The organism is Rhizobium viscosum, assembly GCF_014873945.1.
Taxonomy (GTDB): Bacteria; Pseudomonadota; Alphaproteobacteria; order Rhizobiales; family Rhizobiaceae; genus Rhizobium; species Rhizobium viscosum.
On record NZ_JADBEC010000002.1, the window covers coordinates 1085619 to 1111548 of the forward strand.

23 protein-coding genes and 1 pseudogene are annotated in these 25930 nt (G+C 60.2%); 15 read left to right on the plus strand and 9 right to left on the minus strand.

What is annotated here, in order from left to right; genetic code table 11:
* Positions 1 to 3: 3 nt before the first annotated feature.
* Positions 4 to 579, plus strand: a complete 576-nt coding sequence (locus tag H4W29_RS25835; protein ID WP_192731684.1) for a HutD/Ves family protein — start codon at positions 4 to 6, stop codon at positions 577 to 579.
* A gap of 58 nt (positions 580 to 637) precedes the next feature.
* Here the strand turns inward: H4W29_RS25835 and hutC are convergent, their stop codons facing one another.
* Positions 638 to 1393 carry a histidine utilization transcriptional repressor HutC gene (gene hutC / locus H4W29_RS25840; RefSeq protein WP_192731685.1) on the minus strand — a complete coding sequence of 252 codons (756 nt, stop codon included), beginning with the start codon at positions 1391 to 1393 and terminating at the stop codon, positions 638 to 640.
* A gap of 191 nt (positions 1394 to 1584) precedes the next feature.
* Between hutC and H4W29_RS25845 the strand changes: the two genes are divergently transcribed.
* The 6 genes from H4W29_RS25845 to solA all read left to right on the plus strand — a co-directional run bounded on the left by H4W29_RS25845 (position 1585) and on the right by solA (position 7406).
* Positions 1585 to 2427, plus strand: coding sequence for a transporter substrate-binding domain-containing protein (locus H4W29_RS25845; protein WP_192731686.1), 843 nt, complete (start codon positions 1585 to 1587; stop codon positions 2425 to 2427).
* 104 nt (positions 2428 to 2531) lie between these two features.
* Complete coding sequence (locus H4W29_RS25850) at positions 2532 to 3257, plus strand: ABC transporter permease (protein WP_192731687.1); 726 nt, start codon at positions 2532 to 2534, stop codon at positions 3255 to 3257.
* Between the two features lie 10 nt (positions 3258 to 3267).
* Positions 3268 to 3972 (plus strand): ABC transporter permease, encoded by a 705-nt coding sequence (locus tag H4W29_RS25855; RefSeq protein ID WP_192731688.1) that lies wholly within the window; start codon positions 3268 to 3270, stop codon positions 3970 to 3972.
* Positions 3973 to 3999: 27 nt separating this feature from the next.
* Positions 4000 to 4776 carry an ABC transporter ATP-binding protein gene (locus H4W29_RS25860; protein WP_192731689.1) on the plus strand — a complete coding sequence of 259 codons (777 nt, stop codon included), beginning with the start codon at positions 4000 to 4002 and terminating at the stop codon, positions 4774 to 4776.
* On the plus strand, positions 4773 to 6266 hold the full coding sequence (locus tag H4W29_RS25865; RefSeq protein ID WP_192731690.1) for an HAL/PAL/TAL family ammonia-lyase: 1494 nt from the start codon (positions 4773 to 4775) through the stop codon (positions 6264 to 6266). Before H4W29_RS25860 ends, H4W29_RS25865 begins: the two co-directional genes overlap by 4 nt.
* A gap of 9 nt (positions 6267 to 6275) precedes the next feature.
* Entirely contained in the window at positions 6276 to 7406 is a 1131-nt protein-coding gene (solA, locus tag H4W29_RS25870; RefSeq protein ID WP_192731691.1) for an N-methyl-L-tryptophan oxidase, read from the plus strand.
* Between the two features lie 192 nt (positions 7407 to 7598).
* Here the strand turns inward: solA and H4W29_RS25875 are convergent, their stop codons facing one another.
* The 7 genes from H4W29_RS25875 to H4W29_RS25905 form a co-directional block, all read right to left on the minus strand.
* On the minus strand, positions 7599 to 8468 hold the full coding sequence (locus H4W29_RS25875; protein ID WP_192731692.1) for a D-psicose 3-epimerase: 870 nt from the start codon (positions 8466 to 8468) through the stop codon (positions 7599 to 7601).
* A 94-nt stretch (positions 8469 to 8562) separates the two neighbouring features.
* A complete protein-coding gene (locus tag H4W29_RS25880; protein WP_192731693.1) occupies positions 8563 to 9210 on the minus strand; it encodes a nucleoside triphosphate hydrolase in 648 nt (215 codons plus the stop codon).
* Positions 9211 to 9279: 69 nt separating this feature from the next.
* A complete protein-coding gene (locus H4W29_RS25885) occupies positions 9280 to 10128 on the minus strand; it encodes a sugar phosphate isomerase/epimerase family protein (RefSeq protein ID WP_113146101.1) in 849 nt (282 codons plus the stop codon).
* Positions 10129 to 10130: 2 nt separating this feature from the next.
* A complete protein-coding gene (locus tag H4W29_RS25890; protein WP_192731694.1) occupies positions 10131 to 11126 on the minus strand; it encodes an ABC transporter permease in 996 nt (331 codons plus the stop codon).
* On the minus strand, positions 11123 to 12139 hold the full coding sequence (locus H4W29_RS25895) for an ABC transporter permease (protein WP_192731695.1): 1017 nt from the start codon (positions 12137 to 12139) through the stop codon (positions 11123 to 11125). The genes H4W29_RS25890 and H4W29_RS25895 overlap by 4 nt, the downstream gene beginning before the upstream one ends.
* Positions 12132 to 13622 (minus strand): sugar ABC transporter ATP-binding protein, encoded by a 1491-nt coding sequence (locus H4W29_RS25900; RefSeq protein ID WP_192731696.1) that lies wholly within the window; start codon positions 13620 to 13622, stop codon positions 12132 to 12134. The genes H4W29_RS25895 and H4W29_RS25900 overlap by 8 nt, the downstream gene beginning before the upstream one ends.
* 112 nt (positions 13623 to 13734) lie before the next feature.
* On the minus strand, positions 13735 to 14703 hold the full coding sequence (locus tag H4W29_RS25905) for a substrate-binding domain-containing protein (protein WP_192731697.1): 969 nt from the start codon (positions 14701 to 14703) through the stop codon (positions 13735 to 13737).
* A gap of 243 nt (positions 14704 to 14946) precedes the next feature.
* On the opposite strand from H4W29_RS25905, the gene H4W29_RS25910 reads away from it, so the two are divergent.
* On the plus strand, positions 14947 to 16020 hold the full coding sequence (locus tag H4W29_RS25910; RefSeq protein WP_192731698.1) for a LacI family DNA-binding transcriptional regulator: 1074 nt from the start codon (positions 14947 to 14949) through the stop codon (positions 16018 to 16020).
* A gap of 453 nt (positions 16021 to 16473) precedes the next feature.
* Here the strand turns inward: H4W29_RS25910 and H4W29_RS25915 are convergent, their stop codons facing one another.
* A complete protein-coding gene (locus H4W29_RS25915) occupies positions 16474 to 16941 on the minus strand; it encodes an Lrp/AsnC family transcriptional regulator (protein ID WP_192731699.1) in 468 nt (155 codons plus the stop codon).
* A 121-nt stretch (positions 16942 to 17062) separates the two neighbouring features.
* Here H4W29_RS25915 and H4W29_RS25920 point away from each other — a divergent pair.
* From H4W29_RS25920 to doeB, 7 genes and pseudogenes are all read left to right on the plus strand, one after another.
* A pseudogene (locus tag H4W29_RS25920) lies at positions 17063 to 18540 on the plus strand (NAD-dependent succinate-semialdehyde dehydrogenase).
* Between the two features lie 13 nt (positions 18541 to 18553).
* Positions 18554 to 19957 carry an aspartate aminotransferase family protein gene (locus tag H4W29_RS25925; protein ID WP_192731700.1) on the plus strand — a complete coding sequence of 468 codons (1404 nt, stop codon included), beginning with the start codon at positions 18554 to 18556 and terminating at the stop codon, positions 19955 to 19957.
* Between the two features lie 177 nt (positions 19958 to 20134).
* Positions 20135 to 21583: a MocR-like ectoine utilization transcription factor EhuR gene (gene ehuR / locus H4W29_RS25930; RefSeq protein ID WP_192731701.1), complete on the plus strand. Its 1449-nt coding sequence runs from the start codon at positions 20135 to 20137 to the stop codon at positions 21581 to 21583.
* Between the two features lie 68 nt (positions 21584 to 21651).
* Positions 21652 to 22671 carry a hydroxyectoine utilization dehydratase EutB gene (eutB, locus tag H4W29_RS25935; RefSeq protein ID WP_192731702.1) on the plus strand — a complete coding sequence of 340 codons (1020 nt, stop codon included), beginning with the start codon at positions 21652 to 21654 and terminating at the stop codon, positions 22669 to 22671.
* Positions 22668 to 23681 (plus strand): ectoine utilization protein EutC, encoded by a 1014-nt coding sequence (gene eutC / locus H4W29_RS25940; protein ID WP_192731703.1) that lies wholly within the window; start codon positions 22668 to 22670, stop codon positions 23679 to 23681. The genes eutB and eutC overlap by 4 nt, the downstream gene beginning before the upstream one ends.
* Positions 23678 to 24856, plus strand: a complete 1179-nt coding sequence (doeA, locus tag H4W29_RS25945) for an ectoine hydrolase DoeA (protein WP_192731704.1) — start codon at positions 23678 to 23680, stop codon at positions 24854 to 24856. The genes eutC and doeA overlap by 4 nt, the downstream gene beginning before the upstream one ends.
* A 4-nt stretch (positions 24857 to 24860) precedes the next feature.
* Positions 24861 to 25877: a N(2)-acetyl-L-2,4-diaminobutanoate deacetylase DoeB gene (gene doeB / locus H4W29_RS25950; RefSeq protein ID WP_192731705.1), complete on the plus strand. Its 1017-nt coding sequence runs from the start codon at positions 24861 to 24863 to the stop codon at positions 25875 to 25877.
* Positions 25878 to 25930 lie beyond the last annotated feature (53 nt).

Genomic DNA, 25930 nt, shown 5'->3' on the forward strand with positions numbered 1-25930 from the left:
ACCATGAAGGTCCTGCGGGCTGCCGATCACAAGCGCATGCCGTGGAAGAACGGCGGCGGCGAAACGGTGGAAATCGCCATTTCGCCTGAGGGCGCCGGACTTGCCGATTTCGATTGGCGGGTCAGCACGGCAACCGTCGCCTCCGACGGGCCTTTCTCCATCTTTCCCGGGATCGACCGCACGCTGTCGATCCTGGACGGCAAGGGTATGCGGCTCTTGATCGAGGGGCGTGAGCCGGTGCTCCTGACGCAGGCCAGCGAGCCGCTGACCTTTGCGGGCGATATCGCCGTCTCGGCAACGCTGCCGGATGGCACAATCACCGACCTGAACGTGATGAGCAGGCGGGGTGCCGTGAGGCACGCAGTCGCGCGGCATTTCATCGACGGCGAGAAGAGCCTGGAATTTGCGAAAGGGATTTTCCTGCTCTTTTGCGTCAATGGGGCTCTGACGGCGCGAACAGGTGCGCAGAGCGTCGAACTCGACGCCGGCGATGCAATGCTGCTTGAAGAGAGCGATGGCGGCAAGCTCGATCTTTCCGGCCAGGCGCTCTGCTACGCCATCTCGATTGAGAGGGCGTGAAATCATGGAATGGGCTAGGGAAATCGCTTTTTCGAGGCATGTTCCATATACAACTAGCCTATTCCTCGAAGATCTTGCCGCTGCGCGTTTCCAGCCTGTAGCGATGGCCGGGATAGACGAGACGGGCAGTCGAAACCACCTGACGGGCCGACCAGGTGCGTCGACGGATGGCAAGGCACGGCTCATTCTGCAGAATTGTCAGCAGCTTGCATTCCCAGGCACGCGGCACCACCGCTTCGACGATATGCTCCGATGCGCTGAGGGGTGCGGCCGCCGTCAAATAAGCATTGGGCGTCAGCGTCGAAAAGTCCTGCGCCAGATAGTCGGGCGCCGCACCAGGGTTGACGAAACGGTCCTCAATCTGCACAGGCACGCCGTTCTCGTTGTGGACGATCAGCGAGTGGAAAACCGGCGCACCGATCTCGAGCTCCAGCGCATCGGCAACCTCCGGAGAGGCCGTCTCTTCGGCCAAAACGATGACCGTCGCCTCGTGGACATGGCCGCGCTCGGCGATCTCGTCGGCGATGTTGCGCACCTCGAAGAGTGCCGAATAGCCCTTGCGCTCCGCCACGAAGGAACCGACGCCCTGGATACGGAGGAGTTCGCCTTCGTTCGCCAGCTCCCGGAGCGCCCGGTTGGCGGTCATCTTGCTGACGCCGAGCTCCACCACCAGCTCGTTTTCGGAGGGCACACGGTGCCGCGGCGGCCATTCGCCGCTGCGGATCCGGTCGAGAATGACCTGTTTGACGCCGGCATAAAGCGGGCCGCCGTCATTTTCCGCCAGTTCGCGCCTCATCTCGCTGGAACGCTTCATTGCCTATTCCCTTTGCACGAATGGAATCTGCCTTATAAATCGACTTTCCACTTGCATATCACAAAATATCTCATATGGTACCCTATACAACCTGCCGATCCAAAAATGAAACAGAGGATCAGGACGGGCAAGCCGGCGAAGATCGGCATTCATACCGCAAGGTCTGTCCAATCTCAGAGGAGATCACATCAATGAAGCTCAGCACTGCTCTTCTTTCCTGCGCGATGACGGCAGCCGCCTTTGCGGCTCCTGCCTCTGCCAAGGACTGGACGAAGGCGACCATCACGCTCGAAGGCGCCTACGCCCCCTGGAACCTCACCAATGCCGACGGCTCGCTCGGCGGTTTCGAACCGGAACTCGCCAAGGTTCTGTGCGAACGCGCCAAGATCGAATGCACGCTGGTCGCATCCGACTGGGACGGCATGATCCCGGCGCTGAACGCCGGCAAGTTCGACGTCATCATGGACGCGCTGTCGATCACCGAAGAGCGCAAGCAGGTTATCGACTTCACCGTCCCCTATGCTGCAACGCCGGCCGCCTTCGCCACCGCGAAGGATAGCCCGCTTGCAAACGCTTCCGGCACAGGCGCGACGATCAAGATGACGCCCGGCCAGACCGGCGTGAAGGAAATCGAAGCCTTGAAGGAAGCCTTCAAGGGCAAGACGATCGGCATCCAGGCGGCAACCGTCTATGCCAAGTTCGTCTACGACAATTTTGGCAGCATCGCTGAGATCCGCGAATACAAGACGGGTGCCGACCGCGACCTCGACCTGCAGAACGGTCGTATCGATCTCGGCTTCGACGACGCCGTCTACTTCAACAATGCCTTTGAAGCCGCCAATGGCGCGCTTGCCTTTACCGGTCCGGAAATCGTCGGCTCGATCTGGGGCGAAGGCGAAGGCCTCGGCATCCGCAAGGCCGACACGGACCTTCGCGACAAGTTCAGCGAAGCGATCAAGTCGGCACTTGCCGACGGCACGGTCAAGAACCTCTCGATGAAGTGGTTCAAGGTCGACGTCAGCCCGCAGAATTAAGCTTCCAATAGAAAGCCGCGTTCCGTGGTCTCCGCTTTGCGATCGGAGACCACGTGCTATTCTGACCGCCCGTCATCACGACGAAGACAGCGCTGGGAAGGCCCATGGCGACACTCGAATTGATTGGATTCGGCTCAACCGGGTGGGGAGCCTTTCTCCTCCTTGGTGCCTTGCTGACGCTCTGCGTAACAGCCACAGCACTTGCGATCGGCGCCGTGCTCGGCGCGATCATCGCGGCCGCGAAGCTTTCCAGCAACGTCGTGCTCGTCACGACCGGCCACATCTACACCACCGTTTTCCGCGGTGTGCCGGAGCTGCTGATCATCTATCTGATCTATTTCGGCGGCTCTTCAGCGGTCACCGCGATCGGCCAGTCCATGGGTTATGAGGGTTTCCTCGGCCTGCCGTCCTTTGCCGCCGGTGCACTTGCCGTCGGCATCATCTCCGGCGCCTATCAGGCCGAGGTCTATCGTGGCGCCTACAACGCCATTTCCAAGGGCGAGCTCGAGGCCGCTTCGGCGATCGGCATGCATCGCGGCCTCAGGTTCCGCCGTATCATCATTCCTCAAGTCCTGCGTCTTGCCATTCCCGGCCTCGGCAACGTCTGGCAGCTCAGTCTCAAGGATTCGGCACTGATTTCGGTCACTGGCCTTGCCGAGCTGATGCGCTCGAGCCAGGTCGCCGCCGGCTCCACGCGGCAATATTTCCTGTTCTACATCGTCGGCGGCGCGCTCTACCTGATCCTCACCAGCCTGTCGGACCGCGCCTTCAACGGCGCCGAGCGCAAGGCCAATCGCAGCATGCCGGCTTCGGCCATGGGCCAGGCATAGGAGGGGTCATATGGATATCGCCTTCCTTTCCAGCACCATGGTTACGCTGCTCAAAGCCGTGCCGACGTCATTGATCCTGTTTTTCCTGTCGATCTTCTTCGGCGGCCTGCTGGCGCTTGTCATCGTCTCTATGCGCGTCAGCGGAAATCCGATCCTGTCAGGCTTCGCCAAGGGCTATATCTTCGTTTTCCGCGGCTCGCCGCTGCTGATCCAGATGTTCCTGGTCTTCAATGGTCTCGCTGGCTTCGACTTCATCCGCCACTCCTTCCTCTGGCTGTTCCTGCGCGAGCCGATGTTCTGTGCGGTTTTTTCGCTGGCACTCTGCACGGCCGGTTACTCTGCCGAAATCTTCCGCGGCGGCATTCGCGCCGTTTCGCCGAAGGAAATCGAGGCGGCCCGCGCCATCGGCATGTCCGGCTTCCTGATGGTACGCCGCATCCTGGCGCCGATCGCCTTCCGCCATGCGCTGCCGGCCTATTCGACCGAAATCGTGCTGATGATGAAATCGACCGCACTTGCGAGCCTCGTGACGGTCTGGGAAGTGACGGGTGTCGCGCAACGGCTGATCTCGCAGACCTACCGCACGATGGAAGTCTTCCTCTGTGCCGCCATCATCTACCTCGTTTTAAACTTCATCATCCTGCAGGCCATGGCTCTGCTGGAATACTGGCTGTCCCGACATCGCCGCGCCGTTCCGCAGGCTTTGAAGGCTTGACCCCGACTGAACGTGATTGGAGCTTCCATGCCCGGTGTAACCCGACTTTCGGTCCGCAATATCAGAAAGAGCTTTGGCACCCATGAGGTGCTGCGCGGCATCTCGCTCGATGCCGAGGATGGCGACGTGATTTCGCTGCTCGGCGCGTCGGGCTCCGGCAAATCCACCTTTCTGCGTTGCATCAACCTGCTTGAAGTGGCGAGCGACGGCGAAATCTGGGTCGATGGCGAACATATCGAGATGATCCATAAGAACGGCAAGACAAAACCGGCGAGCCAGAAGCAGGTCGATCATATCCGCTCCGAACTCGGCATGGTCTTCCAGTCCTTCAATCTCTGGTCCCATATGACGATCCTGCAGAATGTCATCGAAGGACCGGTCCATGTCTTGAAGCGGCCGCGGGCCGAATGCATCGCCGAAGCCGAAGCGCTGCTCGAAAAGGTCGGCATTGCCGACAAGCGCCATGCCTACCCAGCGCATCTCTCGGGCGGCCAGCAGCAGCGCGCAGCGATCGCCCGTGCGCTCGCCATGAAGCCGAAGGTCATGCTCTTCGACGAGCCGACTTCGGCGCTCGATCCGGAACTGGTCGGCGAAGTGCTGCGCGTCATGCGCGCGCTCGCCGAAGAGGGCATGACGATGCTCGTCGTCACGCACGAAATGAGCTTTGCCCGCAATGTCTCCAACCGCGTCGTCTTCATGCGCGAAGGGCTGGTCGAAAGCAGCGGCACACCGAACGAAATGTTCGGAGGCGGCGCATCGCCGGCTTTCCGCCAGTTCATCGGCCATTTCGGAAGCGGCCAATGACCATTGTGATCGACAGGGTTGCCGGCTGGCGCGATATCGCGCGCGTGGCCGAGGGGGAAACGCTTGCCCTATCGCAGGCGGCTTGGGATCGTGTCGCGCATGCGAGCCGCATCGTCGAGCAGATCGTCGAGACCGGTGTCAGGGCCTATGGCATCAATACCGGTGTTGGTGCGCTTTCTGACACCGTGGTCGACAGGGCCTCGCAGAGCAGGCTGTCACGCAACATCATTCTCAGCCATGCAGTTGGCGTCGGCGAATTGCTGGCACCGCGCGAGGTGCGCGCCATCATCGCCGCACAGATCGCCAATTTTGCCCACGGGCATTCCGGGGTGCGCCCTGAAATCGTCCGCCATCTCGCCACTTTTCTCGAAAAGGGCTGCATTCCCGACGTTCCCTCCAAGGGTTCGGCGGGCTACCTCACCCATAACGCCCATAATGCGCTGGTGCTGATTGGCGAAGGCAGCGCCCGCGTTAAGGGAGACAGTATGAGCGGCCGCGACGCGCTTGCCGCCATCGGCCTCGAACCGCTGGTGCTCGGTGCCAAGGAGGGTCTGAGCCTCGTCAACGGCACGGCCTGCGCAACCGGGCTCGCAGGCGTTGCCCTAGCACGTGCCGAGCGGCTGCTCGACTGGGCTGATGCGATTGCAGCACTGACGCTTGAAGCGGCCGGCGGCCAGATGGCGGCCTTCGATGCTGCCGTTCTGGCACTGCGTCCTTCCAAGGGCATCGCCAGCGTCGGCGCCTCGCTGCGCGCCCGGCTCGCCGGCAGCGGGCTGATATCAGCTGCGACAGGCAAACGGACACAGGATGCGCTCAGCCTGCGCTCGATCCCGCATGCCCATGGTGCTGCGCGCGATGTCTTCGATATTACCGCCCTCGTCGTCGATCAAGAGCTTGCCTCCGTCACCGACAATCCCGCTGTATCAGGCACGCCGGAGGAGCCGATCATATCCTCCGAAGCACATGCCGTAGCCCCTGCCCTTGCACAGGCCGCCGATAGTCTTGCGACGGCCCTCGCTCAGATTTCCGCCATGAGCGAGCGGCGCATGGACCGCCTCGTCAATCCGCTCGTGAGCGGCCTGCCGCCATTCCTGGCAAGCGATGCCGGCAGCAATTCCGGCCTCATGATCGCGCAATATACGGCAGCAGCCCTTGCCAACGAGAACCGGCGGCTTGCCGCACCTGCTTCGACCGATGGCGGCATCACATCCGGCCTGCAGGAGGATTTCCTGGCGCACCCGACGGCTGCCGCCAACAAGCTTCTCGCACTGATCGACAATGCCGAATATATCCTGGCGATCGAATTGATGGCGGCTGCGCAGGCCCACGAATTTCTCGTCGGTACCGCGTCGAGGGCGACGGGCACGGATGCCATCTACAAAGCCGTTCGCGCGATCGTGCCTGCCTATGCCGATGATCGGCCGCTTTCGCGCGACATCGAAGCCTTGCGCGGACTGATCCGTGAGACCGCGGCACCGGCAATTCCCTGAGGAGAGTTCATGACCGCCAGCTTCGACGTCGCCGTTATCGGCCTCGGCGCAATGGGGAGTGCGGCGCTCGCCTTTCTGGCAGCCCGCGGTGTCAAGGCGATCGGCTTCGATGCCTATTTTCCGGCTCATGCGTTGAGTTCGTCGCATGGTGACAGCCGCCTCATCCGGCTCGGCTATTTCGAGGACCCGTCCTATGTGCCGCTGCTCAAGCGCGCCTACCAGAACTGGCGATCGCTGGAAGCGCGCCTGCGCACCGAGATCCTGACGATAACAGGCGTGCTGCAGATCGGCGCACCGGACAGCAAGATCGTTGCCGGTACGCGCGCTTCCTCCGAACTCCACGGCCTAGCCCACGAGGCGCTGGACAAGGCGGAGATGGCGCGCCGCTTTCCGGCTTTTCAACTCGATGATCATGAGATCGGCCTGCTCGACCCGCAGGGCGGCTATCTTCGCCCCGAAGCTGCGGTCATGGGCTACCTGAAGCTCGCCGCAGAGGATGGCGCGGTCTTGCATTTCGGCGAAAAGATCACAGCAATCGAGCCCGATGATGCCGGTGTGACAATCGTCTCCGGAGCCGGGCGGTATCGAGCGGGAAAGATCGTGGTGGCGACCGGATCATGGATTGCCGAACTGATACCCCAACTGAAGCAGGCGGCGGTGCCAATCCGTCAGGTGGTCGCCTGGTATCAACCGCAGGATGGCTTTGCGACGCAGCCGCAGCGCATGCCCTGTTTCCTGCGGGATGAAGGTGCCGAAGGCTCCTATTTCGGTTTTCCCGCCATCGGCGTCGACGGCGTGAAGATCGGCAAACACGCACATTTCCGGGAGCCAATCGATCCCAACAAGCCAAACCCGCCCGTCAACGATGCCGACCGGGATTTGCTTGACAGCTTCATCAGGAAGCGTGTTCCAGCTGCGGCCGGCCTTCGCATGAAGGAAACGACCTGCCGCTATACGATGCTACCGAGCGAGGATTTTCTTCTCGACCATGTGCCAGGCGAAAAGAACATTGTCGTCGCCTCCCCCTGCTCCGGCCACGGCTTCAAGTTCACGAGCGTCGTCGGCGAAATCCTGGCGGATCTTGCCATTGATGGGCAGACCGACCTGCCTATCAATGCCTTTTCCTTTGCCAAGATCTAGAATCGCGGGCGGCAGCCCGGAGGGCATCAGCCGCTGAGTAAGCCGCTTACGGGGGGAAGAACTCGTGGATGATCTCAGATCGTCTGTCGGCAGATGAAGGTGGGACGCCGCGTGATGGGCAAAGTCCATGATCGCTTTTAAGCGTATTGGCGCGACGACCTATCTCTAGTGGCAAGCCGGTGAGGACAAAGATCAACCGTCGAGCACAAATCGAGAAAATGCCAAAGCGTTCCGCGCATCCTCGTCCATTTTTCCTTCGTCCGCGCCTTCGCTGAGATCACGCCACACTCTGATGTCAGACCCGATCGTTCCGCCTGTCTTTACGAACGGTTCCATGACAACGGCACCCGAGTAATTGATAGCGCGAAGGGCGAGACCGATCTCGTGCCAAGGTATTCTGCCTTTACCTGGGACGCGGCGATTGCTCTCACCCGTGTGGAAATGTCCGAGCAGCGGGCCGGCAGTACGGATCGCCTCGCCGAAGCTATCCTCCTCGATATTCATGTGGAACGTATCGAGCATCACTTTAACATTCGACTTGCCGACATCGTTCACGAATGCCACGCCTTCTGCGGCAGTGTTGAGAACGTGATTTTCAAAGCGATTGAGCACTTCGATGCAAAGATTGATACCCAGGTTTCCGGCGAAGTCTGCAATGCCGTGAATGCCTTCGACCCCCCGCGCCCGATCGCCCTCCTTGTCGACTGGCTTGGAGTAGTCCACCGGCCAATAGGAATGGAGCGCTCCACCAATTGTCTTGATATCGAGCTTTGCGACATTTGTGAGTGTCTGCTCGAAGAATGCCTTTCCCGCCTGGCGCACCGCAATGTCCGGTGACGACAGATTCTTAGTCTTCGACGGGCCGATCCCGGCCGTCAGGATGATGTTGTTATCCTTGGCAGTCTGTCTGATTTCTGCGAGTTCGGCATCGCTGTATTCATTGATGTGATGTGCAGCGACCTCGATGACGTCGAAGCCAAGTTTCGCGACCTTTTCGACATAGGGGCCAAACTTGGCGCTCCACTCATGTTCCCAGTAAGAATAGTAAATCCCGTGTTTCATAGGAGTCTCCAAGTTTCAGTTGTAGATCCCGCCGATCGTCCTTGGCGGGGTTGACGGTGGACTATCGCGGCGACCTCCGGTCGGCCTGGACGGATCAGTTGTTCTCGATGTGGAGATCGGGCTCGGCGCTTCCGGCCACGATTGCAAGGCCGTTCGGCAGATCGTTCTCTTCGACCTTCCGGCGAATTTCCGCAGCGTCCAGGCCGTAGCTCCGCCAGCGGTTTTGAAGTCTCTGCCGCAGATGATCCTCGTCCGCGTCAACAAAAACCGTGAAGTCGAAAATCTCTTTCAGCTTGTCCCAGGGAGCCTGTCGCGCAAGCAGGTAATTACCCTCGCAGACTATGATCTTCGTAGACTGAGGAATGAGACTGCCGCCGGCGCGAGCAATCTCGATCGAGCGGTCGAATACCGGAACGGCAACAACGTCATCCTCGTTGGCCTTCAGGCGCTTGAGCATGTGGCGCAAACCATGCGCATCGAATGTGTCGATTGCTCCCTTGTAGGGGCGGCGGCCCATCTGCTCCAAGACGGCATCGTCGTAGTGATATCCGTCCATCGGGAACAGAGCAGCTTCCAGATGGTGGTCGTTGTTGATCGCTTGAACGGCACGCTCTGCGAGAGTCGATTTGCCTGAACCCGGCGCACCCGCAATCGCTATCAGAACTCTCCGACCGCCGTTTTGCGCAAAGCGCTGAACCGCGATCTTTGTGATCTTCTGCGCGTTTTCATCAATTTTGCTCAATCAGTTCCTCCCATTGCCTCTCCGCATTTTCGGCGGCTAACACCATCTGGAAACGCCAACCATTCGAAGTCAGGCCAGTTGATATTGTGCGGCCTTGTTGCGTAGGAATGAGAGGCCGTTGCCCATGACTTCGTCCTCGTCACGCGCGACCGGGCGCCACGTCGATATGTCGCCGGCCATCTCCGGCGGCATGCTGACGAAGCTCTCCAACGTCAGCGCCCCCTTGAAGCCGATCGCAGACAGAGCAGCGAAAATCGAATCCCAGGGGACGTTTCCTGCTCCGGGCGTTCCGCGGTCGCTCTCAGACAAATGCATGTACTTGAGATGCTCACGCGCAACGAGAATGCCGTTGGCGGCCCCTTTTTCCTCGATGTTCATGTGGAATGTGTCGAGGTGGACAAAGACGTTGTCCATTCCGATGCGTTCGACCAGGGCCACGGCCTGTTCGGCCGAGTTGATCAAATGGCTCTCGTATCGGTTCACCGCTTCCACACCGAATTGGATACCCTGGGCCTTGGCCTGCTTGGCTGCAGCTCCAAGCGCATGAGCAACGTTGTCATATTCTGCCTGTGTCGGCGGAACGCCCGTGCGTTCGTTGGTGCCGCCGTAAGTGACACCCGTAAGCGCCTCGGCTCCCATCAGGGCCGCCTTGTCGATTGCCACCTTCAGGTGCTCAATTGCGGCCTCGGGCCGGACGGATGCCCAGGCGGCCTGCGGCAACACGAGCGAACATGCCGCACGCAGGCCATGCTTTTCCAGGAGCTCGCGTGTATGCCCGGCATCTACCGATGCGGCGTCTGCCAGCGGAATTTCAATGAATTCCATGTTGTATCTGGCTGCACCGGCAATGGCTCGCTCCGCGCCTGCGCGGTCCCAGTTCATTGTCCACATGCTTGCGTGAATACCGAACCCTTGCACGGTCACCCCTTCTTTCTGCGCGATGCGATGTAGGTTGAAACGATGGTTCTTGCCGCCATGACGACGATCATCAGCACGCCCCAGAGTGCTGTCGCGAGATGCTGGTTTGCGCCCATGAGATTGAGGCCGGAAGACAGAAGCTGGAGCACGATAAGCGCCACGAACACCGGCAACACACGGCCAAACCCGCCGAACGGATTGATGCCGCCGAGAAACGCCGCAAGCACCGTGATCAACAGATAGGACTCGCCGTGGCCGACGCGGACCGAGTTGAAACGGGCGAGCATGATAACGCCGGCGACCGCGCACATCAGGCCCGAAAGCGTGTAGACCAGAACCAGGATGCGGCGCGTATTCAGACCGGAGTAGCGTGCCGCCTCGATATTTGAACCGACCATCAGCAGCCCGAAGCCGAGTTTGAAGCGCGTCAGCAGGAGCTGCCACAGGCCAACGCAGGCGATGAAGATCAAAAGCGGGATCGGCAATCCCAGGATCGAACCATGCCCGATCGGAGCGATGAAGGAAGGGAATCCGGACACATCGCCGCCGCGGGTCAGAAACTCGCCGAGGCCACGCAGAAAGATCATCATGGATAGGGTGACGAGAATTGGATGCGCCCGTGTGTAGGCGATCGCAGCACCGGTCATCAGCCCGGCGGCACTACCGGTGGCGAGTGCGGCAAGGATACCGAGCAGGAACGCGCCTGGAGACGCGTCGGCCCCGCCATACATCTGCATCACCGAGGCTGCTGCCAATCCGGAAAGGTTTGCCGTGAAGGTGATGGAGAGGTTGATCCCACCGGTCAGGAGCGGAAGCAGCATGGCGAGCGTGAGAAGCCCGAGTTCGGGAAGTTGGAAGGCGACCGAACCGAATGTTGCAGCGGAGATGAAATTGTTTGCGGCCAGACCGAAGATGACGATCACCGCCACGAATGCGATAGCCGGTCCGGTCATATCGGCGCCGAAGGTGGCGTTGAACTTTTGAGCCATGGCCTTCATTGATGCGTACCCCTACTCTTGGCGCTGCCCTTGGCGAGAAACGGGAAAAGCTTGTCGATCCGTGCGGACGAGAGCGTGATGGCGATGAGGATGATCGCGCCGACGATCATCTTGAATGCAAAGGGCGACACGCCCATCAGGTTGAGACCGTTTTGGGTGATCGAGACCATCAAGACGCCGAGGACACAGCCGATGACCGAGCCCTTGCCGCCACCGAGCCTCGCGCCGCCGAGAACCGTAGCCGCCAGGACATCCAGCTCCCGGCCATAGAGGGCGTTCGGAACGACTTCCTCGGCATAGTGGGCCTGCATCAATCCGGCGATCCCGGCCATGAGACCCATCCAACCGAACGAAATGTAGTGCATCGCCGCAATGTTGATCCCGAAGCGGCGTGCCCCTTCCGGATTGTCACCAAATGCGTATAGCTGCCGTCCGACGGTGGTGCGCGAAATCATGAACCAGGTCGCGAGGCAGCAAAGGATCATGACGACGACAGGCAGTGTCAGCTCGATCCAGGAGCCGTCAGCCATCTCGCGTTCGAAAAATACCACGCGCGTCGTCAGCCATTCCGGCAGGTCGTAGATCGACACGCCCTTGGTGAAGAACATCAGCAGCCCGAAGAAGATGTTGAAGGTCGAGATGGTTGCGACGATCGAGATGATATGCAGCCGGTAAACCAGGGCCGCATTGATCAGACCCAGGCCAATGCCGATGGCGCCGGCGATGATGAAGCCTTCCGCCCAGTTGCCGCCGCCCAATGCGCCGAGGGCCAGCGCGGTGACGTATTGGACCACCGAGGCGGCGACAGCAAAGGAAATGTCAATCCCGCCCGAGATCAGGACGACGAGAAGGCCAACGGCAAAGATGATGTTGACGGCCGAGACGTTCAGCACATCGAACGCGTTCGAGATCGTAAAAAACCGATCGGTGGCCAAAGACAGCCCGACGCAAAGCACAACCATGACCGCCAGAAGCGTGAATTCCGTTGTGTGTCCAAGGATCAGCCTACGCATAGACGGCAGACTCCAGTTCGGTGAGCGATAAATTTCGAGGGTCGTAGGTTGCGCGGATCCTGCCTTCGACCATGTGAATGATGCGATCCGCATTGAAGTAGACTTCCGGCGGCTCGTCGGAGATCAGAATGATCGCAAGGCCCTGAGCAGCAAGCTTGCGCACGATCTCGAAGATGCCTGCGCGCGCACCGACGTCTACGCCCACGGTCGGGGCGTCGAGAATGAGGATCTTCGGACCGATCGCGAGCCATTTGGCAATCGCGACACGTTGCTGGTTGCCGCCCGATAACGTCCGGATAGGGTCCTCAGGCGTACCGATCTTGACACCGAGCGCCGAAATCCAGTGGCTGACCACACTCGCCTTCTTCACGGGCGAGATCATCCCCCCGGACAGAAGCTTATCGAGCGATGCCATGACCAGGTTGTCGGCTATCGACTGCGGCTGGTTGAGGCCGAGAGACAAACGGTCTTCGGAGAGGTAGCCCACGCCGGCGCGAATTGCGTCGCGATTGGAGCCGAACCTGACGGTCTTGCCCTCGATGGCGATTTCCCCCGCCTGCGGACGGTGCATCCCGAAGAGTGTAAGCGCCAGTTCGGTCCGGCCGGCGCCGAGGAGGCCGGTAATACCGAGCGTCTCACCTCGGCGAAGGTCGAACGATATATCTTCGAACTCCGTTGCACGCGTCAGCCCGCGGACGGAAAGCACGACCTGTGCGTCGTCGTGATCTGCGGCGACGACGGAACTGTCGAAGTTTCTGCCGGTCATCAGCTCGGTCACCCTTGATTGAGTCATGCCCTCGACAGGGAAGACGCCAACGAGCGCTCCGTCGCGAAGCACGGTCATGCGGTCCGAGATTTCGAGCACCTCCGCGAGACGGTGTGAGACGAAGACCACGGCCACACCGGACGCTGACAGGTTGCGCACGATAGCGATCAGATAATCGGTCTCGGATTGCGTTAGCGAAGCGGTCGGCTCGTCCATGAAGACAAGACGCGCCTCGCCGACAAGAGCGCGTGCGATCGCAACGATCTGGCGTTGGGCGATCGGCAATTCCTTCAATGGAAGATTGATATCGATGCTGACGCCGAGACGGCTGAGCGCTTTCCTGGCTGCTTCCTCGATGGCACGTTTGTCGACGAGACCATATTTGCCGTTGACGGCATACTGAAACCCGATGTTCTCGGCGACGGTCATTTCCCCGAACAGCGCTAGGTCCTGCCAGATCACCTGGATGCCGAGCGATTGCGCCAACGTGGGTGTCATGGCCGAGATCGCCTTGCCGTCGAAGAAGAACTCGGCGCCCTCTTGTGGCTTGTAGACCCCCGTGATGACCTTGATGAGCGTGCTCTTGCCGCAGCCGTTCTCCCCCGCCAGGCAATGCACCTCCCCCGGATTGACTTCAAACGACACGCCCTTCAGCGCGCGCACGCCGCCGAAGGTCACCTTGATGTTCTTGAGTGAAAGCAGCGGTTCGTCGCTCATGGAGTATCCTCCTGTTCAGCCGCTGGATGGCGGCCGGTGCAGGTTTTCCGATATTCGTAAAGTGGGGGGTCGCGGCAATTGTCCGCGACCCCGGGCTTGGGTCTAGGGAGGATTAGAGGCCCATGCCGACAAGCTTGTCGATGCTGTCCTTGTTGATCGCCAGCAACTGGTCGACGATGATGGTGTTGCCCTCAGGGTTGATCTTTCCAAGGCCCTCGATATCGTCGCCGGCCTTCGGCGCTTCACCCTTGGAGATGCGATCGGCAAGCGTCACGAAGACTTCACCGGCCTGCTTGGGGTTCCACATGAAGCCACCGGTCAGCGCGCCGGACTTGATGAGCTTGGCGCCCTGCCCCGGAGAGAACGGGCCGATCACGAACACCTTGCCGTCCTTGCGGCGCTCTTCGACAGCACGACCCGCACCGATTGGCCCCTGCGAACCGAAGGCAAGGAACCCCGTCAGATCGGCGTTGGCCGCCATCAGGTCGAGCGCGGTCGAGCGGCTCTTGTCGACGTCTTCAGCCACGCCGTAGCGGTCACCGACGAGCTTCATGTCCGGGTAATTCGCCTTGATATAGGCGATTGCTGCATCGGCCCATGCATTGTGCAGGGGAACGGTCAGGGAGCCGACAAAGACGGCATACGATCCCTTGCCGCCCATCTTCTCAGCGAGCAGCTTGCCATGCGCCTCACCGAAGCCCTTGGCGGAGGCCAGCTCGAAATCCCAGTCGGCGCCGACCTGATTGGGCGATTCATGGGTGATGACCTTGATGCCGGCCTCCTGAGCCTTCTTCAGAACAGGTTCGAGAACCTTGGCATCATTCGGGACGACGCCGATATAATCGACCTTCTGAGCAATCAGGTCTTCGATGGCGCGAACCTGCAGCGCAGGGTCGGCGCTGGTCGGACCGACCATGAAACCTTCCACCCCGAGCTTGGCGCTCTGCTCCTTGATGCCCGCCTCCATGGCATTAAACCACGGGATGCCGCCGATCTTCACCACCACACCAATCTTCGGACCGGCGAATGCGGTTGACGCGAGCAAGGACAAGCCGAGCGTAATCGCAAATAGGTTTTTCATTGGGTATTCCCTCCTCCACTGAGCCGGCAAGGAAGCACCGTTCGCGAAAGCCCCATGCTCTCGCGCTCAACGTTAGCCCCGCATTGCGGAACTCCTCCCTGTCGCTTTCCTCAAAGCCCCATCTCCATGCACAATCGGTCTTGCATTTATGCACCATCGATGGTGCAATTACCCTATCACGGAAAAGACTTTCGTCAAGAGGACTGCTGATCTAGAGAGAAAGAGCCACTGGAAGGTTTGCGGATGTCGGAAAAAGAACGAAAAAAAGCAACTATTTATGATTTGTCCGTCGTGTCAGGAGCATCCCCGTCGACAGTGGCCTCGGTGCTAAACGGCACATGGCGCAAGCGGCGCATCTCCGAGGAGACTGCCGCCAAGATACTGTCACTGGCCAGAGAACATGACTACAAGGCGAACCTGCAGGCCCGCGCGCTGCGCAGTTCCCGTTCGGGCCTGGTCGGGTTGCTTTTGCCCGTCTACGACAACAGGTTCTTCTCGTCCATGGCGCAGACCTTCGAGAGCGAAGCGCGAAAGCGGGGCCTTGTGCCTATGGTTGTCTCAGGCCGCCGTGACCCGGAGGAGGAGCGCCGTACGGTGGAGTCCCTCATCGCCTATGCGATCGACTCGCTGTTCATCGCCGGAGCAACTGATCCGGATGGCGTCCACGAGATCTGCATGCGTGCAGGGTTGCCGCACGTTAACATCGATCTGCCAGGCAAGTTTGCGTCATCCGTGATTGCGGATAACCGTCAGGGCGCTGAAGCGTTGACGTCGGCCATCATTCGCCATGCCGAAACATTGGGACCACTTCACGCCGGCGATGTCTACTTGTTCGGGGGGCGTAACGACCACGCCAGTCGCGAACGCATCGCTGGCTTTCATGCCGTCAAGCAATCCGTATTTGGAGCGGTCACAAAAGGAGATATCGAGATCACAGGCTACTCGCCTGGCGCGACGGCGCTTGCGTTCGACCGTTTTTTTGACAAGCACGGCAGGCTGCCCAAATGCTTCTTCATCAACTCGTCCATTAACTTTGAGGGGCTATTGCGGTTCATGGGGCGCCACGACGGAGAGGCGTTCGGAGATATCGTCGTCGGATGCTTCGACTACGATCCGTTCGCTTCATTTCTGCCCTTTCCTGTTTATATGATCAGGCCGAATATCTCGAAAATGCTGGAGCGGGGTTTTGACCTTCTAGAGGAGCCGAAGCCTCTGACGATCACGATCGAGCCAGAGTTGGTTCCTCCGCGCACCGCGCTAGAGGGTCCGCTTGATGCGTTAAATGATCCTTCGCCACCCTTTGTGTTTGCCGACTGAGCTTTCCAAAGCGTCGATCAAAGACCGTCGCAGGGCGCGGATTATGGTGCATACTTGGGGTCACCATTCCTGACGTAAATCAGGGCTTGAGTGGTTTCCTGCTATCAATGCTTCGCCGGCTTTTTGGAGTTGTTTAAGAATTGTGGCTGTGGAGACACGTTCTCGTACCAGACCTCGTTTTCGAGATCGCGGCTACGAGAACCATACTATTACACGCCCGTGGGTCTCGGATTGGCGCGAATCAACATGACCAAAATCATCTGACGGGCTAGCGGAGTGGCGGGCCATGCGCGACAGCAGAGATGGCTGCCGAACGACCGGCTCGTATGGCAGCGATGTCATGTCTTCTTCACGGCAATTTCCAGCGCATGATTCCTGGCAAGTAAGTATACGTGTCGCGCCTTGGTGATGTGGCTGCCATAAAGAACATTCGAAGCAGGACGTAATGGCCAGTCAATCTTCTATCGGAAATGAAAAGCCAGCTTTCACCCGATCCATCACCACCATGGTCTTGAAACCCTTGATATCGTGGTTCTCATAGAAGAACCGGCGTGTGAAGGCTTCGTAGTCCTCCATGTCTTTCGCGGTGATCACCAGGATGAAATCGGCATCGCCCGTCACGTAATATCCGATCATCACTTCCTTGGTGCTGCGGATCGCCGACTTGAATCGATCGACGATGTCTGCCCGTTCGCGCTCCAGAGAGACAAGAACGATCATAGTGATGCCACGCCCGGCAGCCTTGGGCGAAACGATGGACACGTCTGCCTCGATCACTCCCTCCTCACGCAGCCGCTTCAGCCGTCGCTGACAGGCAGTCGGTGAGAGATTGACGATCTGTGCCAGCTCTTCCGAGGTCAGGCGATTGTTCTTCTGGACGGCGTCAAGCAGCGCGCGATCGGCTCTATCGAGAGTAGTCATGCAGAAATCCTGCGTTCAATATCCAAATTAAGCCCAATTCCTGCACGACAGCCCAAATCAATGCAGCCAATCGATCATGGCGCGCGGCTAGTCTCCTTGTAAACCCCACCTGGAGCTCCGCATGAAGGGTATCGCCAGCACTGCGCTGAAAAACCTGCAACGACCCGATTTGATCGAGCGCCGGGCCTTTCTGAACGGCACATGGGCTGCGCGCGGAGAGACGCTGAGCGTCATCGATCCGGCAACCGGTGAGCACCTCGTCGATGTCGCGGCTTGCTCGCTCGAAGATGCCGATGCCGCCGTCGACGCGGCGAAAAATGCCTTTCTCGATTGGCGTGACAGGCTCCCCGTCGAACGGGGCCAGATCCTGCGCGCCTGGGGCAAGCTGATGCGCGACAACGCGCAGGACCTCGCTGTCATCATGACCGTTGAACAGGGAAAACCGCTCGCAGAATCGCTTGGCGAGATTTCTTATGCCGCGAATTTCCTCGACTGGTTTGCCGCCGAAGGCGAGCGTGCCTATGGCGAAACGATACCGAGCCACCTGCCGGGCAGCCGTCTTTCGGTACAGATGCAGCCGCTCGGCGTCACCGTCGCGATCACGCCATGGAATTTTCCCTCCGCGATGATCACCCGCAAGGCAGGCGCCGCACTCGCAGCCGGCTGCACGATGATCGTCAAGCCCGCCCCGGAAACGCCTTTATCTGCTCTTGCTCTGGCAAAGCTTGCCGAGGAGGCCGGGATGCCGCCGGGGTATTCCAGGTTCTCACCGGGGAGGCGGCTCCGCTTGCTCGCCGCCTGCTCGAACACACGGATGTGCGCGCCTTTTCCTTCACCGGCTCGACGGAAGTCGGGCGGATCCTGCTGACGCAATCGGCGGCGACTGTGAAGAAGGCCTCGCTGGAGCTCGGCGGCCACGCACCTTTCATTCTGTTCGACGATGCCGAGCTTTCCAAGGCTGTGAGGGGCTGTATGGGCGCAAAATTCGCGACGTCGGGACAGGATTGCCTCGCCGCCAACAGGATCTACGTTCAGCGTGGGCACTATGATCGGTTCGTCGATGCCTTCACCAAGGCGACAATGGACCTCAACGTCGGTCATGGCCTTGCAGCCAGCACCGATATCGGGCCGATGACGCGCCCTTCGGTTGCCGAAAAATGCCGTCAGCAGATTGCGCAGGCGCTCTCCGCCGGTGCACGTCTCGTCTGCGGCGGACAGGACAGCCCGCTTGGCGGCAATTTCGTTACGCCAACGGTGCTCGCCGATGTTACCGACGACATGCTGATCGCCCGCGAAGAAACCTTCGGCCCGGTCGCTGCGATACTGCCCTTCGACGACGAGCAGGAAGTGATTGCCCGTGCCAATGCCACGGAAATGGGACTGGCTGCCTACGTCTATACCAACGATCTTGGTCGCGCGATGCGTCTCACCGACCGGCTCGAATACGGCATGATCGCCGTCAACACACCCAAATTCACCGGCGCTCCGATACCATTCGGCGGCTGGAAACAATCCGGCCTTGGTCGCGAAGGCTCGCGCCACGGCCTCCTGGAATATCTCGAAGCAAAATATGTCTGCTTCGGCAACCTCGCTGCATGAAAGGATCCGCGCCATGACCATCAACCCTCATCAGATCGCCGAGATGGACCGCAATTCGGTCCTGCATCCTTTCACGCAGCTCAAGGATTTCGCCAGCGGCAGGATGGGCGATCCGACGATCGTCGAAACGGGCAAGGGCATCCGCATTCAGGATGCGCACGGCAAGCAGCTGATCGACGGTTTCGCCGGTCTCTACTGCGTCAATATCGGCTATGGCCGCACCGAGGTCGCCGAGGCCATTTCGCGCCAAGCTTATCGCCTGGCCTACTACCACACCTATGCCGCTCACACGACGGATGAGCTCGCGATCCTTTCCGATCGGCTGGTGAAAATGGCACCCGGCAAGATGAGTAAGATCTTCTACGGCATGTCGGGCTCCGACGCCAACGAAACGCAAGCCAAGCTCGTCTGGTACTACAGCAACCTTCGCGGCAAGCCGAACAAGAAGAAGATCATCTCCCGCGAACGCGGCTATCATGGTTGCAGCGTCGTCTCCGGTTCCATGACCGGCATGAGCTTCTACCATGACCATATGGACCTGCCGCGTGCGGGCATCATCCACACGGGTGCACCGCATTTCTATTGGGGCGCGGAAGCCGGCGAAACGGAACGCGAATTTTCCAAACGACGTGCCGACGAACTCGAAGCCCTGATCCTGCGTGAGGACGCCGACACTATCGGCGCCTTCATCGCCGAACCGGTGCTCGGCACCGGCGGCATCACACCGCCGCCACAGGGCTATTGGGAGGAAGTACAGAAGATCCTGAAGAAATACGACATCCTGCTCATCGCCGACGAAGTCATTACCGGTTTCGGACGTACCGGCTCGATGTTCGGATCACAGCATTACGGCATCGAACCCGACCTGATCACCGTCGCCAAGGGCCTCACCTCGGCCTATTTTCCGCTGTCGGGCGCAATCGTCGGCGAGAAGGTCTACAAGGTGATGGAAGAAGGGGCCGATCGCGTCGGCGCTTTCTCGCATGGCTACACTTATTCCGGTCACCCGATCGGCGCCGCAGCGGCGAACGCCGTTCTCGACATCGTCGAGAGGGAGGATCTGCCGGGGAATGCCCGCACGGTCGGCAGCTATTTCCAGGAGCAGCTGAAGGCCACGTTCGCTCAGCTCCCGATCGTTGGTGAAGTGCGAGGCGTCGGCCTGATGGGCGCAATCGAATTTGTAGCCGATCGCGAAAAGAAGACGCGCTTTGCGCCCGGCCTGACTGTCGGTGCACGAATCTCGAAGGCCGCGCGCAGCCGCGGGCTGATTGCCCGCGCCATGCCGCATGGCGATATCTTGGGTTTTGCCCCGCCGCTCGTCACGACGAAGGACGAAGTCGACGAAATCGTCGCCATTGCCGAATCCGCCGTCCGCTCCGTCATGGACGAATTGATCAAGGCTGGCGAGAAGATCTGATGGAAGCGTGATCGGCGGGCGAGAAAATCTCGCCCGCCGATCACGATTTTCGAGCAAAGTCGAAACGATCGTGATTATTTCTGAAGCAATCACGGCTCGAAATGCATAGCGCTTCATCTTTTCAGACGAAGCGTGCATAATGTCATGAAATGATCGTCCTCAAAACGAGACAATTTCATGCGACGCCAAGCCAATCCGCTGAACACTTCTCCGACAACGGCGACGAAGCCGGTGGCCTGGCGGCCTAGCCTCGCCAAGCAAAAGGGTGAGACGAAGCATGCGGCGCTCACCGAGCGCATTATCGCCGATATCGATGCCGGCGTGCTCAAGCCGATGGATCGCATGCCGACGCATCGCGATCTGGCGCGTGAACTCGGCCTTTCTGTCCAGACCGTCAGCCTCTCCTACAAGGAGGCTGAGCGGCTCGGCTATCTGAGCGGTGAGATCGGTCGCGGCACTTTCGTGAAGGCACGGGTAACGGACCGGGCCGGGCGCATGATGCTTGATCATAGTGCCAACGAGGTGCTCGATCTTTCTATTATCCGTGGCGTCTATCTCGATGCCCATGAGACCGCATCGCGCGAGATCCTTCGCGAGCTCGCCGATGGCGACAATGCAAGTTTCATGCGCCCGTGCCGCCCAGTCGCGGGTCTCGATCGCCATAGAGACACGGCGCGCGCGTGGTTGCGGACACTCGGGGTCACTTCCGGCGTGGAGCGTATTCTCGTTACCAACGGTGCCGCCCATGCCATTTTTCTTGCTCTAAGCTGTATTGTCCGCTCCGGCGATGTCGTCTTGTGCGAAAATCTCACCGATCACGGCATCATCGGGCTTTCCAACATCCTTGGCTTCAGTCTGAAGGGCTTGCCGACGGACAATGAGGGCATCGTACCCGATGCGCTGGAAGCCGCCTGTGCGTCAGGCGGTGTTCGTGCGCTGGTGCTTATCCCGACGCTCAACAATCCGACCGGTCATGTCACGGGCGCAGCCCGCAGGAGCGAGATAGCCGCCATTGCGGCGCGCTATAGTGTCTTCGTCATCGAAGATGAGGTCTATCGCCCATTGATCGAGGAGAACCTGCCGTCGATCACCGAGATGCTGCCCGATCTCGGTTTCTTCGTCACGAGCTTCACCAAGGCGGTGCTGACCGGCTTGCGCGTTGGCTATCTCGTTGTTCCGCCCGCCTATTCCATTCGCGCCGCCTCGATCCTGCGTGTGTCGAGCTGGAGCGGCACCTATCTGACCGGCGAAATCGCCACACGCTGGGTCGAGAACGGCACGGCTCAGCGGTTGGTCGAAATCCAGCGTGAGGAAGCACGAGCGCGCCAAGCCATCGCCCGTGAAATCCTCGGGGACCATATAGCCTCCAGTCATCCGCTCTCGCTCTGCGCCTGGCTCAAGGTTCCGCCGCACTGGACCGAGGACGGGCTGGTCCGTTCGCTGACGAACCAGAATGTCGCGGTCACGCCGTCCGAACCCTTCATTGCAGGCCCCGGCCATGGCGGTGGCATCCGCATCTGCTTGGGCGGACGCATGAACCATGCAAGCCTGGCTAAGGCACTGACGATCGTACGGCAGGCCTTTGAGCAATTGCCGCCGGTCTATGACATCGGCGCCATCGGTTAGAGCTCACCCAAGACAATCATTGAATCATTACAATATAATAATTGACATGATTTTACTTCGCTCTCAACATGACAATCATGAAGAGCGAAATCCTGTCCAGATCGACCGAAGAAAAGGTGCTGCCAGTCACGCTGGCGGACATCGAGCGGGCTGCCGCCCGCATCGCCGGTCGAGTGAGGCGCACGCCGCTCGTTTACTCCGGCACTCTTTCTGAACGCACCGGTCAGCCCGTCCACCTCAAGCTCGAGACACGCCAGCCGATCGGCGCATTCAAGCTGCGTGGTGCGATGAACGCGATCCTCTCGCTGGATGACGCGGCGCGCACGTGTGGTCTCATCACCGCTTCGACAGGTAATCATGGTCGCGCCGTGGCCTATGCTGCACGCGAGCTGGGCGTTCCGGCCACCATCTGCATGTCATCACTCGTTCCCCCCAATAAGGTCGAAGCGATCCGCGCGCTCGGCGCCGAAATCCGCGTTGTCGGCAGATCGCAGGACGACGCCCAAGTGGAAGCAGAACGTCTGACCGAGAGCCGTGGCCTCACGCCGATCCCGCCTTTCGACGATGCGAACGTTGTTGCCGGTCAAGGCACGATCGGCCTCGAAATTATGGAGGCCTTGCCCGACCTCGCAACCGTGCTCGTGCCTCTTTCCGGCGGTGGCCTGGCTGGCGGCATTGCCGTTGCCGTCAAGGCCTTGAAGCCTGGGGTGCGCGTCGTCGGTATTTCGATGGAGCGTGGGGCGGCCATGCATGCGGCGATTGCCGCCGGCAAGCCCGTCGCGATCCGCGAGGAGGAAACACTGGCGGATTCGCTGGGCGGTGGCGTAGGTCTTTCAAACCATGTGACCTTTACGCTTTGCCGCGATCTTCTCGACGACATCCTCCTTCTCACCGAAGACGAGATCGCTGAAGGCATCCGTCATGCCGCGCGACAGGAGGACATGACCGTTGAGGGTGCGGGTGCGGTCGGCATTGCCGCTATCCTCGCTGACAAGATTGCACTTTCCGGCCCCACCGCCGTCATCATCTCAGGCGGCAACATTGATCCGACCCTGCACCAGAGAATCGTCGCGGAGGCTGCCACATGAGCCGCATCAGCATTCTGATGGAAAAAGACCTTCGCGCTATCGTCAGGCTCGACCTTTCCGCAGTCGATTGCGTCGAACAAGCCTTTGCCGCGCTCGCGACCAAAACCGTTGCCATGCCGCCGATCCTGCGCCTCGACATTCCCGAATTTCGTGGCGAGGTGGACGTCAAGACGGCCTACGTACCGGGTTTCGACGGTTTCGCCATCAAGGTCAGCCCCGGATTCTTCGACAATCCCAAGATCGGCCTGCCAAGCCTCAACGGACTGATGATCCTGCTGAGCGCGAAGACCGGGCTGGTCGAAGCCCTTCTTCTCGACAACGGCTATCTGACGGATGTTCGCACGGCAGCGGCCGGCGCGGTCGCTGCACGCCATCTGTCGCGCAAAGACGCCAGCGTCGCCACGATCTTCGGTGCAGGCATGCAAGCGCGGCTGCAGCTTGAGGCTCTCATGCTCGTGCGGCCGATCAAATCGGCCCGGATCTGGGCACGCGATCACGCAAAGGCCAAGATGCTTGCTTCAGGCTTCGCTCGCGACCACGCAATCGAGGTCGCCGCTATCGCCGATCCGCGTGAGGCGGTCCGCGGCGCGGATATCGTCGTCACAACGACGCCGGCAGAAAAGCCGATCCTGATGGCAGAATGGCTCGAACCCGGTCAGCATCTGACCGCAATGGGATCGGATGCAGAGCACAAGAATGAGGTCGATCCGGCCGTCTTTGCTCGCGCCGCTTACGTTGCAGATCGGCTCTCGCAAACCCGCATTCTCGGCGAGCTGCACCATGCCATCAAGGCCGGCGCAGTGACGCCGGACCAGCAGTTTGCCGAACTCGGAGCCATCATCGCCGGCACGGCAATTGGCCGGTCGAACAGAGACGACATAACCTTCGCCGACCTCACAGGGACCGGCGTGCAGGACACAGCTATCGCCAATCTTGCGCTTGCCCGCGCGATAGACGCCGGACGCGGCCAGACGATCGAAAACGACATCAAAATGGGAGATGCAGCGTGAGTGTGACGCTGAATTTTACGCGCGAGGAATATGCCGCGCGCTTGTCGAAGACCCGTCAGGCGATGGAAAAGTCGGGGATCGATCTCTTGATCGTCACCGATCCGTCCAACATGCACTGGCTCACCGGCTATGATGGCTGGTCCTTCTATGTGCATCAATGCGTTCTGGTGCCGCCGGGTGGCGAGCCGATTTGGTACGGTCGCAAGCAGGATGCCAATGGCGCCAAGCGCACCGCCTATCTGAACCATGACAATATCATCGGCTACCCGGATCACTACGTCCAGTCGACCGAGCGCCACCCGATGGATCTCCTGGCGCAGATCATCGATGAGCGGAAATGGTCGAGCCTCACTGTTGGCGTCGAGATGGACAACTATTACTTCTCGGCCGCCGCCTTCGTGTCTCTGCAAAAGCATCTACCAAATGCCCGCTTCAAGGATGCGGCGGGCCTCGTCAACTGGCAGCGCGCGGTCAAGAGCTCGACTGAGCTCGACTACATGCGCAAAGCGGGCGAAATCGTCGAGCTGATGCACAAGCGCATTGTCGAGGTCGTCGAGCCCGGCATGCGCAAATGCGATCTCGTCGCCGAGATCTACGATGCCGGCATTCGGGGTACGTCGGAATTCGGCGGCGATTATCCGGCGATCGTGCCGCTCTTGCCATCGGGCGCAGACGCGTCTGCGCCGCACCTGACCTGGGACGACAAGCCGATGCGTTCGGGCGAAGGGACGTTCTTTGAGATCGCCGGCGCCTACAAGCGATACCACTGCCCACTGTCGCGCACCGTGTTTCTCGGCAAGCCGACCCAAACCTTTCTCGATGCGGAAAAGGCAACACTCGAAGGCATGGAAGCAGGCCTATCCGCAGCAAGGCCGGGCAATACGTGCGAGGATATCGCCAACGCCTTCTTCGCCGTCTTGAAAAAATACGGGATCATCAAGGACAACCGCACCGGCTATCCGATCGGTCTGTCCTATCCGCCGGACTGGGGCGAACGCACCATGAGCCTGCGCCCTGGCGACCGCACGGAGCTGAAGCCCGGCATGACATTCCATTTCATGACCGGCCTCTGGCTCGAAGACATGGGGCTGGAGATCACCGAGAGCATCGCGATTACCGAAACGGGTGTCGAATGCTTGTCGAATGTGCCGCGCCAGCTGTTCGTGAAAGGCTGAGGCCATGCTGACGAGTGCGCCCCGCCCCTCGCCGATCGCCCCTTCCGTCGATTTCGGCGCGAAGGGTGTGCAGCACGGGCATCTGCGATTGCCCTATAGCCGCGACGATAGCGCCTGGGGTTCGGTCATGATCCCGATCTGCGTCATTTCCAACGGCGAAGGCCCGACAGCCCTCCTCACCGGTGCCAATCATGGCGACGAGTATGAAGGTCCGGCGGCTCTCTTCGAACTGGCACAGACGCTGGCTCCGGCGCAGGTGAGCGGGCGCATCATCATCGTCCCGGCGCTCAACTATCCCGCGTTTCGCGCCGGAACCCGCACGTCGCCGATCGATCGCGGAAATTTGAACCGCAGCTTTCCAGGTCGCCCGGATGGAACGGTGACGGAAAAGATCGCCGACTATGTCACCCGCCATCTGATACCGCTTGCCGACATCGTGCTCGACTTCCATTCGGGCGGCAAGACACTCGATTTTCTTCCCTATGCCGCAGCGCACGAACTGCCTGACAAGGGTCAGGAGGCGCGCTGTTTTGGTGCCGTTGCGGCCTTCGCCGCGCCCTACTCAATGAAGATGCTCGAGATCGATGCGGTCGGCATGCTCGATACGACGGTCGAGGAGATGGGCAAGGTGTTCGTCACCACGGAGCTCGGTGGTGCCGGCACCGCCAGCGCAAAGTCGATCGAGATCGCGCGAAGGGGCAGTCTCAACCTCCTGCGCCACGCCGGAATCCTCGCGGGGGCGCCGGAGATCCGGCCGACCCGCTGGCTCGATATGCCGTCCAGCGACTGCTTCACATTCGCTGAGGATGACGGCCTGGTCGCGTTTGCGCACGACCTCGGCGATCCGATCAACACCGGCGATATCATCGCCAGCATCTACCCGGTCGGAAAGACCGGTGTTGCGCCGATCCACTGCCGCGCTGCCATGGATGGCGTTCTGGCGGCTCGCCACGTGCCCGGCCTCATCAAGGCCGGCGACTGCCTGTCCGTCATCGCGACGATCACGGAGAAGACCACATAAACGCAGCCATGTGAGATCCGAAAACGGACCACAAGAACTTAACCAGAGGAGAA

What these genes read in the sequence shown, in the direction of transcription:
- H4W29_RS25835 (WP_192731684.1), top strand. Translation starts at nt 4, where the DNA reads ATGAAGGTCCTGCGGGCTGCCGATCACAAGCGCATGCCGTGGAAGAAC.
- hutC (WP_192731685.1), bottom strand. Translation starts at nt 1,393, where the DNA reads ATGAAGCGTTCCAGCGAGATGAGGCGCGAACTGGCGGAAAATGACGGC.
- H4W29_RS25845 (WP_192731686.1), top strand. Translation starts at nt 1,585, where the DNA reads ATGAAGCTCAGCACTGCTCTTCTTTCCTGCGCGATGACGGCAGCCGCC.
- H4W29_RS25850 (WP_192731687.1), top strand. Translation starts at nt 2,532, where the DNA reads ATGGCGACACTCGAATTGATTGGATTCGGCTCAACCGGGTGGGGAGCC.
- H4W29_RS25855 (WP_192731688.1), top strand. Translation starts at nt 3,268, where the DNA reads ATGGATATCGCCTTCCTTTCCAGCACCATGGTTACGCTGCTCAAAGCC.
- H4W29_RS25860 (WP_192731689.1), top strand. Translation starts at nt 4,000, where the DNA reads ATGCCCGGTGTAACCCGACTTTCGGTCCGCAATATCAGAAAGAGCTTT.
- H4W29_RS25865 (WP_192731690.1), top strand. Translation starts at nt 4,773, where the DNA reads ATGACCATTGTGATCGACAGGGTTGCCGGCTGGCGCGATATCGCGCGC.
- solA (WP_192731691.1), top strand. Translation starts at nt 6,276, where the DNA reads ATGACCGCCAGCTTCGACGTCGCCGTTATCGGCCTCGGCGCAATGGGG.
- H4W29_RS25875 (WP_192731692.1), bottom strand. Translation starts at nt 8,468, where the DNA reads ATGAAACACGGGATTTACTATTCTTACTGGGAACATGAGTGGAGCGCC.
- H4W29_RS25890 (WP_192731694.1), bottom strand. Translation starts at nt 11,126, where the DNA reads ATGAAGGCCATGGCTCAAAAGTTCAACGCCACCTTCGGCGCCGATATG.
- H4W29_RS25895 (WP_192731695.1), bottom strand. Translation starts at nt 12,139, where the DNA reads ATGCGTAGGCTGATCCTTGGACACACAACGGAATTCACGCTTCTGGCG.
- H4W29_RS25900 (WP_192731696.1), bottom strand. Translation starts at nt 13,622, where the DNA reads ATGAGCGACGAACCGCTGCTTTCACTCAAGAACATCAAGGTGACCTTC.
- H4W29_RS25905 (WP_192731697.1), bottom strand. Translation starts at nt 14,703, where the DNA reads ATGAAAAACCTATTTGCGATTACGCTCGGCTTGTCCTTGCTCGCGTCA.
- H4W29_RS25910 (WP_192731698.1), top strand. Translation starts at nt 14,947, where the DNA reads ATGTCGGAAAAAGAACGAAAAAAAGCAACTATTTATGATTTGTCCGTC.
- H4W29_RS25915 (WP_192731699.1), bottom strand. Translation starts at nt 16,941, where the DNA reads ATGACTACTCTCGATAGAGCCGATCGCGCGCTGCTTGACGCCGTCCAG.
- H4W29_RS25925 (WP_192731700.1), top strand. Translation starts at nt 18,554, where the DNA reads ATGACCATCAACCCTCATCAGATCGCCGAGATGGACCGCAATTCGGTC.
- ehuR (WP_192731701.1), top strand. Translation starts at nt 20,135, where the DNA reads ATGCGACGCCAAGCCAATCCGCTGAACACTTCTCCGACAACGGCGACG.
- eutB (WP_192731702.1), top strand. Translation starts at nt 21,652, where the DNA reads ATGACAATCATGAAGAGCGAAATCCTGTCCAGATCGACCGAAGAAAAG.
- eutC (WP_192731703.1), top strand. Translation starts at nt 22,668, where the DNA reads ATGAGCCGCATCAGCATTCTGATGGAAAAAGACCTTCGCGCTATCGTC.
- doeB (WP_192731705.1), top strand. Translation starts at nt 24,861, where the DNA reads ATGCTGACGAGTGCGCCCCGCCCCTCGCCGATCGCCCCTTCCGTCGAT.